At 53.4% G+C, this 12,422-nt stretch carries 13 protein-coding genes; 3 read left to right on the top strand and 10 right to left on the bottom strand.

Translation table 11 applies throughout. From position 1 onward, the window contains the following. Positions 1-15 precede the first annotated feature (15 nt). Positions 16-1,431 (bottom strand): replicative DNA helicase, encoded by a 1,416-nt coding sequence (gene dnaB / locus SK32_RS22485; RefSeq protein WP_005132645.1) that lies wholly within the window; start codon positions 1,429-1,431, stop codon positions 16-18. A 64-nt stretch (positions 1,432-1,495) separates the two neighbouring features. Between dnaB and SK32_RS22490 the strand changes: the two genes are divergently transcribed. Beyond that, complete coding sequence (locus SK32_RS22490) at positions 1,496-2,479, top strand: quinone oxidoreductase (RefSeq protein WP_048213969.1); 984 nt, start codon at positions 1,496-1,498, stop codon at positions 2,477-2,479. A gap of 301 nt (positions 2,480-2,780) precedes the next feature. Here the strand turns inward: SK32_RS22490 and pspG are convergent, their stop codons facing one another. The 3 genes from pspG to SK32_RS22505 form a co-directional block, all read right to left on the bottom strand. Next, complete coding sequence (gene pspG, locus SK32_RS22495; protein ID WP_048213926.1) at positions 2,781-3,023, bottom strand: envelope stress response protein PspG; 243 nt, start codon at positions 3,021-3,023, stop codon at positions 2,781-2,783. 133 nt (positions 3,024-3,156) lie between these two features. Continuing rightward, positions 3,157-4,155: a tRNA dihydrouridine(20/20a) synthase DusA gene (gene dusA / locus SK32_RS22500; protein ID WP_048213927.1), complete on the bottom strand. Its 999-nt coding sequence runs from the start codon at positions 4,153-4,155 to the stop codon at positions 3,157-3,159. A gap of 106 nt (positions 4,156-4,261) precedes the next feature. Beyond that, positions 4,262-4,750 (bottom strand): cupin domain-containing protein, encoded by a 489-nt coding sequence (locus tag SK32_RS22505; RefSeq protein WP_048213928.1) that lies wholly within the window; start codon positions 4,748-4,750, stop codon positions 4,262-4,264. 115 nt (positions 4,751-4,865) lie between these two features. Here SK32_RS22505 and zur point away from each other — a divergent pair, with 115 nt between their 5' ends. Beyond that, positions 4,866-5,384: a zinc uptake transcriptional repressor Zur gene (zur, locus tag SK32_RS22510; protein WP_048213929.1), complete on the top strand. Its 519-nt coding sequence runs from the start codon at positions 4,866-4,868 to the stop codon at positions 5,382-5,384. Between the two features lie 44 nt (positions 5,385-5,428). Here zur and SK32_RS22515 read toward each other — a convergent pair whose 3' ends face one another. From SK32_RS22515 to SK32_RS22530, 4 genes are all read right to left on the bottom strand, one after another. Continuing rightward, positions 5,429-5,638: a CsbD family protein gene (locus tag SK32_RS22515; RefSeq protein WP_005132658.1), complete on the bottom strand. Its 210-nt coding sequence runs from the start codon at positions 5,636-5,638 to the stop codon at positions 5,429-5,431. A gap of 136 nt (positions 5,639-5,774) precedes the next feature. Further along, positions 5,775-7,094, bottom strand: a complete 1,320-nt coding sequence (dinF, locus tag SK32_RS22520) for an MATE family efflux transporter DinF (RefSeq protein WP_048213930.1) — start codon at positions 7,092-7,094, stop codon at positions 5,775-5,777. Between the two features lie 121 nt (positions 7,095-7,215). Then, the gene (gene lexA / locus SK32_RS22525) at positions 7,216-7,824 is read right to left on the bottom strand and encodes a transcriptional repressor LexA (RefSeq protein ID WP_003826596.1); all 609 of its coding nucleotides are present in this window, start codon (positions 7,822-7,824) and stop codon (positions 7,216-7,218) included. A gap of 109 nt (positions 7,825-7,933) precedes the next feature. After that, a complete protein-coding gene (locus SK32_RS22530) occupies positions 7,934-8,302 on the bottom strand; it encodes a diacylglycerol kinase (RefSeq protein ID WP_048213931.1) in 369 nt (122 codons plus the stop codon). Positions 8,303-8,473: 171 nt separating this feature from the next. Here SK32_RS22530 and plsB point away from each other — a divergent pair, with 171 nt between their 5' ends. Beyond that, positions 8,474-10,894, top strand: a complete 2,421-nt coding sequence (gene plsB, locus SK32_RS22535) for a glycerol-3-phosphate 1-O-acyltransferase PlsB (protein ID WP_048213932.1) — start codon at positions 8,474-8,476, stop codon at positions 10,892-10,894. Between the two features lie 54 nt (positions 10,895-10,948). Here the strand turns inward: plsB and ubiA are convergent, their stop codons facing one another. Together ubiA and ubiC are read right to left on the bottom strand one after the other, a co-directional pair. Beyond that, entirely contained in the window at positions 10,949-11,821 is an 873-nt protein-coding gene (ubiA, locus tag SK32_RS22540) for a 4-hydroxybenzoate octaprenyltransferase (protein ID WP_048213933.1), read from the bottom strand. A 13-nt stretch (positions 11,822-11,834) separates the two neighbouring features. Then, complete coding sequence (ubiC, locus tag SK32_RS22545; protein WP_048213934.1) at positions 11,835-12,332, bottom strand: chorismate lyase; 498 nt, start codon at positions 12,330-12,332, stop codon at positions 11,835-11,837. Positions 12,333-12,422 lie beyond the last annotated feature (90 nt).

Here is a 12,422-nt window from a genome sequence, read left to right on the forward strand (position 1 = left end):
TGTATTCCTTAGAAATTACTCATCATCATATTGAGGACCGGCATAGTTGTCGAAGCGGGACCACTGTCCGTTAAACGTCAGGCGCACCGTACCGATCGGACCGTTACGCTGCTTACCAATAATAATTTCGGCGATGCCTTTTAAGTCACTGTTTTCGTGATAAACCTCATCACGATAGATAAACATGATTAAGTCGGCATCCTGTTCGATGGAGCCGGATTCACGCAGATCCGAGTTAACCGGGCGCTTGTCGGCGCGTTGTTCCAGAGAGCGGTTAAGCTGCGACAACGCCACCACCGGCACATGCAATTCTTTCGCTAACGCCTTCAGCGAGCGGGAGATTTCTGCAATTTCCAGCGTACGGTTGTCGGAGAGCGACGGCACGCGCATCAGCTGCAGGTAGTCGATCATGATAAGTCCGATACCGCCATGTTCACGGGCGATACGACGGGCACGCGAGCGCACTTCCGTTGGCGTCAGGCCGGAGGAGTCATCAATATAGATGTTTCGTTTCTCCAGCAAAATACCCATTGTTCCGGAAATTCGTGCCCAGTCTTCATCATCCAGTTGACCGGTACGGATTTTGGTTTGGTCTACGCGTGACAGCGAGGCCAGGGTACGCATCATGATCTGTTCTGAGGGCATTTCAAGACTAAAGATAAGAACCGGCTTATCCTGCAACATCGCCGCATTTTCGACGAGGTTCATTGCAAATGTCGTTTTACCCATCGACGGACGCGCGGCGACGATAATCAAGTCCGACGGCTGTAGACCCGCGGTCTTTTTGTTGAGGTCATCATAGCCGGTGTTTACGCCGGTGACGCCGTCGTGCGGCTGCTGGAACAACTGCTCGATACGCGCGACGGTGGCGTCGAGCACATCGGTGATGTTTTTCGGGCCTTCGTCTTTATTGGCGCGGCTTTCGGCGATTTTAAAGACGCGGGATTCCGCAAGATCCAGCAGGTCTTCACTGGAGCGCCCTTGCGGATCGAAACCAGCTTCCGCAATTTCATGGGCCACCGAAATCATGTCACGAACAACGGCGCGTTCGCGGACGATATCCGCATAAGCACTAATGTTCGCCGCACTTGGCGTGTTTTTAGATAACTCAGCCAGGTAAGCAAAGCCGCCGACGCTGTCCAGTTGTCCCTGAACCTCCAGCGATTCTGCGAGCGTGATCAGGTCGATAGGTTTTCCCATCTCCTGCAGTCGATGCATTTCCGTGAAGATGTGCCGGTGCGGTCGGGTATAGAAATCTTCCGCCACCACGCGCTCGGCCACATCGTCCCAGCGTTCGTTATCCAGCATTAAACCGCCCAACACCGACTGTTCCGCTTCAATCGAGTGCGGCGGTACTTTCAGCCCGGCGACCTGGGGATCGCGCTCACGAGCATCAGTCTGTTGTTTGTTGAAGGGTTTATTTCCTGCCATAGTGAATGGAGTTACCGAGATAATGATTGGGTCGAAAGATTACCACATTTCTTTTGGAGGAAGCATGGCAACGCGTATTGAATTTCACAAGCATGGTGGTCCTGAAGTGCTTCAGGTCGTCGAGTTTACGCCTGCAGATCCGGCAGAGAACGAAATCCAGGTCGAGAACAAAGCGATTGGCATCAACTATATCGACACTTACATCCGCAGTGGTCTTTATCCACCGCCTTCTCTGCCCAGCGGTCTGGGAACCGAAGCCGCCGGCGTAGTCAGCAAAGTCGGCAGCAAAGTGACACACATTAAAGCTGGCGATCGCGTGGTGTACGCCCAGTCTGCCCTTGGCGCCTACAGCTCAGTGCATAACGTTCCGGCCGATAAAGCCGCCATCCTACCCAACGCTATCTCATTTGAACAAGCCGCAGCCTCATTCCTGAAAGGGTTAACCGTTTTTTATCTGCTGCGTAAAACCTATGAAATTCAGCCTGATGAGCCGTTTTTGTTCCATGCGGCTGCGGGCGGCGTCGGGATGATTGCCTGCCAGTGGGCAAAAGCATTAGGCGCGAAGCTGATTGGCACCGTCGGCAGTGCACAAAAAGCACAAATAGCGCAGCAGGCCGGCGCATGGCAGGTCATTAACTATCGTGAAGAAAGCATAGTTGAGCGAGTGAAAGAGATAACCGGCGGAAAAAAAGTACGGGTGGTGTATGACTCGGTGGGGAAAGATACCTGGGAAGCCTCGCTGGATTGCCTGCAACGCCGGGGATTGATGGTCAGCTTTGGCAACGCCTCCGGGCCGGTAACCGGCGTTAACTTAGGTATTCTGAATCAGAAAGGCTCCCTGTATGTCACGCGCCCTTCTCTGCAGGGTTACATCACCAACCATCATGAATTAACCGAAGCCAGCAATGAGCTGTTCTCGCTGATTGCCAGCGGGGTGATCAAAGTGGATGTCGCGCCGGGTCAGAAATTTGCGTTAAGTGACGCGCAACGGGCCCATGAAGCACTGGAAAGCCGGGCCACGCAGGGATCGAGTTTGCTAATCCCATAATGCTTCGACTTCCCCTAAATAATTCAAATTGCAGGAAGGCGGCAATTGAATGAATCCCCAGGAGCTTACTGGAGTAAGTGACTGGGGTGAATGAAAGCAGCCAACACACCTGCGGTTTGAATTATGACGGGGAAGTAAAGAATTAGGGCTTCCCATGGGAAGCCCTTTCTTTTTTTAGTTCGGCTGTATGTAGGGTACAGCTCGATGAATTCGTTAACCACGCAATAGTGACAGATTTGATAATCAATTCCTATTTGGTTCTAAAGGCAATGTTGCAGGTTGTGACGCACCGCTCAATACCTTAGTAAAATCGGCGGTTATTGCGCTGATACTGTGGGACTTTTGGCGCTTTTATCGCCTTGATAACCCACACCACGGCAACGGCCAGTAACAGCCAGGGTAACAGTTTAATCATCAACGCAAACATCCCACCGAGGAACATTACTGCCGTCGCCACCATCAGCGCGGCGAGGATGCCCAACAGTGATATGCCAGTGACCATCAGCATGATAAAAAAACCAATCACAAAAAGTAGTTCCAGCATGACGCTCTCCCGAAATGAAATTCTCTCCATTGCATTACAAGAAACATGCCAAAAATAATGTATTGATTTATAAAGAAAACGCCCCGCGACAAAGCGCAGGGCGTGGTGAAATTAACTAACTTTTGGTGAAAACTTAACGCTTGTCTGCCACCAGTTTCAGCGCGTGTTCCAGAACGTTAATATCGGCCCCGGCTTTATGCGCATTTTCACTCAGATAACGACGCCATTGGCGTGCGCCTGGAATTCCCTGGAACAACCCCAGCATGTGGCGGGTCACATGCCCCAGATACGTACCTTTACTCAGCTCCCGCTCAATATAGGGATACATGGCACGCACCACGGCGACAGGGTCTGCATCCGGCGTGGTCGCAGCAAAAATTTCACGGTCGACCGACGCCAGAATCCCCGGGTTTTGATAGGCTTCCCGGCCCACCATTACGCCGTCCATATATTGCAGATGCGTTTTTGCTTCTTCCAGTGATTTAATTCCGCCGTTAATCGACATCGTCAACTGCGGGAAATCACGCTTCAACTGATAAACACGGTCATAATCCAGCGGTGGGATTTCGCGGTTTTCTTTCGGGCTTAACCCCGACAGCCAGGCCTTGCGGGCGTGGATGATAAACATCTCACATTCGCCGTTACCCGAGACCGTGTTGATGAAGTCACACAGGAATTCGTAGCTGTCCTGGTCATCAATGCCGATACGGGTTTTCACCGTCACCGGAATCGACACCACATCGCGCATCGCCTTCACGCAATCGGCGACCAGTTGCGCATTCCCCATCAGGCAAGCGCCAAACATCCCGTTTTGTACGCGATCGGAAGGGCAGCCGACGTTGAGGTTAATCTCGTCATAACCTCGTGCTTCAGCCAGCTTTGCGCACTGGGCCAACGCAGCCGGATCGCTCCCACCTAGCTGAAGTGCAACCGGATGTTCTTCTTCGCTATACGCCAGGTAATCGCCTTTGCCATGAATAATTGCCCCGGTAGTCACCATCTCCGTATAGAGCAACGTCTGGCGGGACAGCAGGCGCAAAAAGTAGCGGCAGTGTCTGTCCGTCCAGTCGAGCATCGGCGCGATAGAAAAACGATGAGCGGGAAAAGCGGTAGACTGAGATTCAGGCAGCATGGCGAATATTCAAGCATCCGGTTAAAAAAGGGGCGCTACTATAGCATAGACCGTTGCGATAGTGAGCCACATCATCGTGGATAGCGCCCTTCGTTCGCGTGGATCGTCATTTCCGCCCAGGTTTTCCGTCGTGTGGACCAAAAAACTGTGGAGGATGATCAACCCAGCGATCTTCACGCGTGACTGCATAGACCGGATTGAGTGGATAGTAGATGCGGTTATGCTTCTTGTTCGCCTCACCGACGACCAGCAGCCGCACCTCGTCACTGGTGTTGTTGATAAAAGTGTGGCACACACCGGTTCCTGCCGGAAAACCAACGCTGTCGCCGGGTTCCAGCTTCCATAAGTAACCATTTATCCAGGCTTCCGGGTACCCTTCCAGCACGTAGATGAACTCTTCTTCATCACTTTCAGCGTGTGGATAAGAAGTACGACGACCCGGCGGCAGACGTTCGTGATGGATGCCTAATCGCCCTAACCCCAACCTGCGGGCCAGCGGCGCGCCAATAGAAAAAAGCTCATCGCTGCCTGGATAGGTGGAGTCATCAGGCCCCTCAACTTCACGCCAGTGACGAATACAATCGGGTCTTTTCATGTTAATTTTCCAGTGTTGCGATGCGTCAGGTATAGCACACAGCGGTGGATCTCGGCGTTTTAAGCAGAACATGATAAAGTAAGGGACTAACCTTCCACGCAAATCGAGGCGCCAAATGGACAAAACCACCACGCAGGAGTTATTGGCTCAAGCTGAAAAACTCTGTGCGCAACGTAACGTGCGGCTCACGCCACAACGCCTCGAAGTGCTGCGCCTGATGAGCCTGCAGGAAGGGGCAATCAGCGCTTACGATCTGCTTGATCTGTTGAGGGAAACAGAACCACAGGCCAAGCCGCCTACCGTCTATCGTGCGCTCGATTTTCTGCTTGAACAAGGTTTTGTGCACAAAGTGGAGTCAACCAACAGCTATGTGCTTTGCCATCTGTTCGATCAGCCAACCCACTGCTCCGCAATGTTCATCTGCGACCGCTGTGGCGTGGTAAAAGAAGAGTGTGCGGAAGGCGTGGAAGATATTATGCATACGCTGGCAGCTAAAATGGGATTTGCTCTGCGCCATAATGTGATTGAAGCCCACGGCCTGTGTCCGGCATGTGTGGAAGTTGAATCATGCCGCCATCCTGGCGAATGCCAGCATGACCATACTATTCAGGTGAAAAAGAAAGTCGGGCGGTAAATAAAAGAGCGTACGTCCTTGTACTCTCAGGAGGGAGGGGTTAATTACCAGCGGTAATCGTTGCGTTTTTCCCAATCTTTAACTTCTTTCTCCGCCTGATCTTTCGCGTACCCGTATCGTTCCTGGACTTTACCAACCAGCTGGTCGCGTTTACCTTCAATGACCGTCATATCATCATCGGTCAGTTTGCCCCATTGCTCTTTCACTTTACCTTTGAACTGTTTCCAGTTACCACTGACTTCGTCTTTATTCATCATCAAGTCCTCATCGTTAGGTTGTGAATAGCGAGAGTGCCGCGCCCGAATACATGCTGTTTTTGCTGGACGTGATAGTAAGTGTAGTCAGGGATTCTGGGTTTTATTTACTATTCGGAATTTTTAACCATAGGCATCAGGCAAACCAGGTGCCATTACGCCAGTGACGTCGCCAGATGAAGGCCAGTGAAAGCCCGCGCAGCGCGAGAAAAACGGTTAACGCCAGCCACAAGCCGTGGTTTCCCAGCAGCGGTAAAGTCAGGAGCGTTAAGGCGAATCCCACTGCGGCAACGGCCATACTGTTGCGCATTTCTGCGGCACGCGTTGCGCCAATAAACATGCCGTCCAGCAGATAACACCACACACCCACCAGCGGCAAAACCACCTGCCAGAAAAGATAGCGATCGGCCAGGTGTTGGATTTGCGGCAGCGAGGTCAGCAGCGCCACAATCTGCTCGCCGAACAGGGCATAAACCATCGAAAACAAGACGGCAACAATACCCGACTGCCGGCAGGCCGCCCGCCAGACATCCAGCAACTGGCTACCATCGCGTGCCCCATAGGCCTGGCCAGAGTGCGCTTCCACGGCATAGGCAAACCCGTCCAGCGCATAGGCAGTGAACGTCAGCAGGGTCATCAGAACGGCATTGACCGCAATGACATCGCTACCGAGGCGAGCCCCGAGTACCGTGATAGCACCAAAGCAGAGTTGCAACAGCAGCGAACGCAGCATGATGTCACGGTTGAGCGCCAGCAAACGGCGGAAGTTGCCACGCCACGCCTGCTTCAGCATTGCCAGCGAAACTCCGCGCAAATGCAGGACTTTACGTACCATCATCAGACCGATAAGCAGCGTGGCATATTCGGCAATCACCGTCGCCAGTGCTGCACCCTGCACGTTCATATGCAGGCCCATCACCAGCCATAAATCGAGCGCAATGTTGAGAATATTGCCGACAATCAGCAGGATAACCGGCGCACGCGCATATTGTACGCCAAGCAACCAGCCGAGCAGCACCAGATTGGCCAGTGAGGCGGGCGCGCTTAGCCAGCGGATTTCCAGGAAACGCCGGGCTTGTTCCAGTACCGCTTCACTTCCCCCGACAATATGCAGCGCTAAATCGATAATCGGCGTGCGAAACAGCGCGATAAGCAGCCCCGCTCCCAGCGCCAGTATCAGCGGTTGTACCAGCGCGCGCGCCAGCGCCTGAGGATTTTTCGCACCGAACGCCTGGGCCGTCAGGCCGGTGGTACTCATGCGTAAAAACAGCAGCAGCATAAAGAGAAAACTGGTCGCTGTTGCGCCGACAGCAACGCCACCCAGGTAGACCGGGCTATCCAAATGACCAATCACTGCGGTATCCACCAGCCCCAGCAGTGGGACAGTGATGTTGGAGAAAATCATCGGTAAGGCAAGGTGCCAGAGTGCTTTATCAGAGGAGGTAAAGAAAGGCATGGAAAAGAGCCTGAAAAGAAATTAACGCGTTTTTGCAGGCCCGATAAGCGTAGCATCATCGGGCAATTTGCCGGAGAGCAGCGTAAACGCCCTTTCCGGCCGACAAGAAATCAGCAGATCATTACAGCCATTCACCGTTACGAATTACGCCGACAGCCAACCCTTCAATGGTGAAGTTTTGCTCGCGCAGATCGACAACGATAGGTTTAAATTCACTGTTTTCCGGCAGAAGTTCAACCTTGTTGCCCTGCTTTTTCAGGCGCTTAACCGTGACTTCATCATCAATACGGGCAACAACAACCTGGCCGTTACGCACGTCCTGCGTTTTATGCACAGCCAGTAAATCGCCATCCATAATCCCGATATCTTTCATCGACATACCGCTGACGCGCAGCAGAAAGTCGGCGTTCGGTTTGAACAGTGATGGGTCAACCTGGTAATGGCCTTCGATGTGCTGCTGTGCCAGAAGTGGCTCACCGGCCGCGACACGACCAACAAGCGGTAAGCCTTCCTCTTCTTCCTGCAGCAGGCGAATACCACGCGATGCGCCAGAAACGATTTCCAGCACACCTTTACGCGCCAGTGCTTTCAGGTGTTCTTCAGCCGCGTTTGGGGAACGGAACCCCAAACGCTGCGCGATCTCCGCACGCGTCGGTGGCATACCTGTCTGGCTGATGTGATCTCTAATGAGATCAAACACCTCTTGCTGCCTGGCCGTTAACGCTTTCATTCCGCCCCCTGGGTGTATATACAGTTATGCTGTGAGTATATACAGCTAAAGGCGAATTTGGAACCGCAAACTGCACAAAAAACAGGAGATTTATGAAGTTGTGGAATCTTTATCGCAAATGCGACCACAACAGGATGCCCCAGGTGATCACAGCGACAAAAATAGAAAGCAATACCGCAGCCGATCCCATATCTTTCGCCCGACCAGAAAGCTCGTGATACTCAGAACCAATTCGGTCGACAACCGCCTCAATGGCGCTATTCAGAATTTCAACGATCATCACCAGCATCACCGAACCAATCAGCAGTACGCGGGTAATCGCGTCAACGTCCAGCCAGCAGGCAATTGCTACCCCCAACAGTACGGCAACGCTTTCCTGACGAAATGCCGCCTCATTGATCCATGCTGCGCGGAAACCTTGCCAGGAATAGCCTGCTGCTTTGATAATCCGAGTGAATCCAGTGGTATTATTGGCCATCAAAAGAACCTTTTTACATTATTAGCGTGAGTATTATTGCATCGTTACCCTGTTTGTTTCAGGGCATAAGCAAAGCTGCGCGAAGTATGACGGGATACCACAGAAATTCACTAAACTTTCTGATATCCTTGCAGCGCATTTGCATTATTAACCAGAGGCTTTACATCGTTTATGTCCGGCTGGCCACGAATTTACTACAAATTACTGAATTTACCATTAAGCATCCTGGTAAAAAGCAAGTCTATCCCGGCGGAACCCGCCCCGGAATTGGGACTCGATACCTCTCGTCCCATTATGTACGTCTTACCGTACAACTCAAAAGCTGACTTGCTGACGCTGCGTGCCCAATGCCTGGTGCACGACCTCCCTGATCCCCTGGAACCGCTGGAGATAGACGGGACTTTGCTGCCGCGCTACGTGTTTATACACGGCGGCCCGCGTGTATTCACCTATTACACGCCAAAAGAAGAGTCCATCAAGTTGTTCCATAACTATCTCGACTTACATCGCAGCAACCCCGATCTGGATGTTCAGATGGTGCCGGTGTCTGTGATGTTTGGCCGTGCTCCTGGACGCGAGAAAGGCGAAGTCAATCCACCACTGCGCATGCTGAATGGCGTACAGAAATTCTTTGCTGTGTCCTGGCTGGGCCGCGACAGCTTTGTCCGCTTCTCACCTTCCGTCTCCCTGCGCCGCATGGCAGACGAACACGGTACAGATAAAACCATCGCGCAGAAACTGGCACGCGTGGCGCGTATGCACTTTGCCCGCCAGCGCTTAGCGGCGGTTGGCCCTCGCCTTCCTGCCCGCCAGGATCTGTTTAATAAACTGCTGGCCTCAAAAGCCATCGCACGCGCGGTGGAAGATGAAGCACGCAGCAAAAAAATCTCCCATGAAAAAGCGCAGCAAAACGCTATCGCATTGATGGAAGAGATTGCCGCCAACTTCTCCTACGAAATGATCCGCCTGACGGACCGTATTCTGGGCTTTACCTGGAACCGTCTGTATCAGGGGATTAACGTTCATAATGCGGAGCGCGTACGCCAACTGGCGCACGACGGACATGAAATCGTCTATGTGCCGTGCCACCGCAGCCATATGGACTACATGCTGCTGTCGTACGTTCTGTACCATCAGGGACTGGTTCCACCGCATATCGCGGCAGGGATCAACCTGAACTTCTGGCCGGCAGGTCCGATTTTCCGCCGTCTTGGCGCATTCTTTATTCGTCGTACGTTTAAAGGCAATAAGCTCTATTCCACCGTATTCCGCGAATACCTGGGCGAGTTGTTCAGCCGCGGCTATTCGGTTGAGTACTTTGTCGAAGGTGGGCGGTCGCGTACCGGCCGCCTGCTCGACCCGAAAACCGGCACGCTGTCGATGACCATTCAGGCGATGCTGCGCGGCGGTACGCGTCCGATTACCCTCGTACCGATCTACATCGGCTACGAGCACGTAATGGAAGTGGGCACCTACGCCAAAGAGCTGCGTGGCGCGACGAAAGAAAAAGAGAGCCTGCCGCAAATGCTGCGTGGCTTAAGCAAGCTGCGTAATCTGGGTCAGGGCTACGTTAACTTTGGCGAACCAATGCCGCTGATGACTTACCTCAACCAGCATGTGCCGGAGTGGCGTGAATCTATCGATCCTATCGAGTCTATCCGTCCTGCCTGGCTGACGCCGACGGTGAATAACATTGCTGCCGATCTGATGGTGCGCATTAACAACGCAGGCGCGGCCAACGCCATGAACCTGTGTTGTACCGCGCTGTTGGCTTCCCGCCAGCGCTCTCTGACCCGTGAACAGTTAACCGAGCAGCTCGACTGCTACCTGAGCCTGCTGCGCAACGTGCCGTACGCGACGGACTCAACCGTTCCCGCGCAGAGCGCCAGTGAACTGATCGACCACGCCTTGCAGATGAACAAGTTTGAGGTTGAGAAAGACACCATCGGTGACATCATCATTCTGCCGCGCGAGCAGGCGGTACTGATGACCTACTACCGCAACAACATTGCGCACATGCTGGTTCTGCCTTCGTTGATGGCCGCGATTGTGACTCAGCACCGCCGGATTTCACGCGCCGCATTGCAGCAGCATATTGAAGCGCTGTACCCGATGCTGAAAGCCGAGTTGTTCCTGCGTTGGGAGCGTGATGAGCTTGCCGGGGTAATTGACGAGCTGGCCAACGAAATGCAACGTCAGGGTCTGATAACCCTGCAGAACGATGAGCTGCATATCAACCCGGTTCATTCTCGCACGCTGCAGCTGTTGGCTGCGGGCGCGCGTGAAACGCTACAGCGCTATGCCATTACCTTCTGGCTGCTGAGTGCGAACCCATCCATCAACCGCAGTACCCTGGAGAAAGAGAGCCGCACCGTGGCACAACGTCTTTCCGTGCTGCACGGTATCAACGCGCCTGAGTTCTTCGATAAAGCCGTGTTCAGCTCCCTGGTGCTGACGCTGCGTGACGAGGGCTACATCAGCGATACCGGTGATGCCGAACCGGAAGAGACGATGAAGATCTATCAGATGCTGGCCGAGCTGGTCACGTCCGATGTGCGTCTGACCATCGAAAGCGCAACGCAGGGCGAGTAAGCATAAAAAAACCGGTCGAAATGACCGGTTTTTATTTTGCAGTCTAAGCCAAACTCAAAGATGCCAGTAGCTCATCGCCAGCCCTAAGAACAGTACCAGCCCCACATAGTTATTGTTCATAAACGCTTTAAAGCAGGCATCCCGTTCACGATCGACAATCAGTTTCTGCTGATACACAAACAGCGCGCCCGCCACCAGCAGTGACCAGTAATAGCCCAGCCCCAACCCGTTTAACCACCCCACCATCGCCATCAGCGCCAGCACACCGACCTGCAGAATGCCAATAATCAGCTTGTCGTTCTGGCCGAACAGAATGGCGGTCGATTTAATGCCAATTTTCAGATCGTCATCACGATCAACCATCGCATACTGCGTGTCATACGCCACCGCCCAGAGAATGTTGGCGAGGAACATCAGCCAGCAGCTCAGCGGTACAGATTCACTGACGGCGGCGAACGCCATGGGAATAGACCAGCCAAACGCCGCCCCCAGCACCACCTGCGGCAGGTGCGTATAGCGTTTCATGAAGGGATAAACCCACGCCAGTGCTAACGCGGCAACGGACAACAAAATCGTCATCGTGTTAAGAGTCAGAACCAACAGGAAGGCGAGCAACACCAGCACAACAAACAGTGTTCGGGCCTCTTTCTCCGTGACTGCACCGCTCGGCAGCGGCCGGTTTGCGGTCCGTTTGACGTGTCCGTCAAATTTCCTGTCGGCATAATCATTCACCACGCATCCGGCAGCGCGCATCAGCCACACACCGGCGACAAACACCGCCAGTATCCATAATTGCGGTACACCAGGGGTCGCTACCCACAGCGCCCACAGCGTCGGCCAGAGCAGCAGTAAGGCGCCAATTGGCTTATCCGTACGCATCAAGCGGTGAAACGCCAGCAGCTTACTCTGCGTCAGACTCCACTCCATCTTTATCTTCCTCTCAGTACAACGGCGATGCAGGCAAAAAAAGCTCGGTAAGCATCAGCGGCTTACCGCTCAGCCGCAGTCGGGAACGACGCCCCCACAGCGCTGCATCGCGGCCAATCTCAATAAAATCGCGGGTCAATGTCGATGATGTAAACAGATAGCGCCCGAGCGGGGTTTTCCCCAGATTTTGTAAAGCCAGTTCGGGGCCGCACAAGGTGGATTCAGGCACCACGGTCCGCCCGGCAAGCCATGGCTCACCATCCGCGCATAACAGGATTTCCCGCAACCAATAGCGGGATTCTGCCGGCAGCAGCGTCAACTCTTCAGCGACTTCATTTTGCCCAACGAATCCTTCTCGTATCAATGTTACGGTGACCTGTTTTCCCTGCTGCTCAAAACGTTTGGTCATCGAATCTTCCAGTAACAACCAGTCGAGCAATTGAGGGTCAAGCGACGGGATCGCATCAAAATAACGCAGAGCACGCAGTTGCGTTAACGCGGGGTGTGGCATGCCTTACTCTCCGATTCATAACCTGAAGGCATTGTATCGCAGAAAAGGCTTTGCGGGGTGAGCAAACACGATTAAGTGATCGGTAGGGCA

Origin of the sequence: Citrobacter sp. MGH100 (assembly GCF_001034465.1) — a bacterium.
GTDB classification, from domain to species: domain Bacteria; phylum Pseudomonadota; class Gammaproteobacteria; order Enterobacterales; family Enterobacteriaceae; genus Citrobacter; species Citrobacter youngae.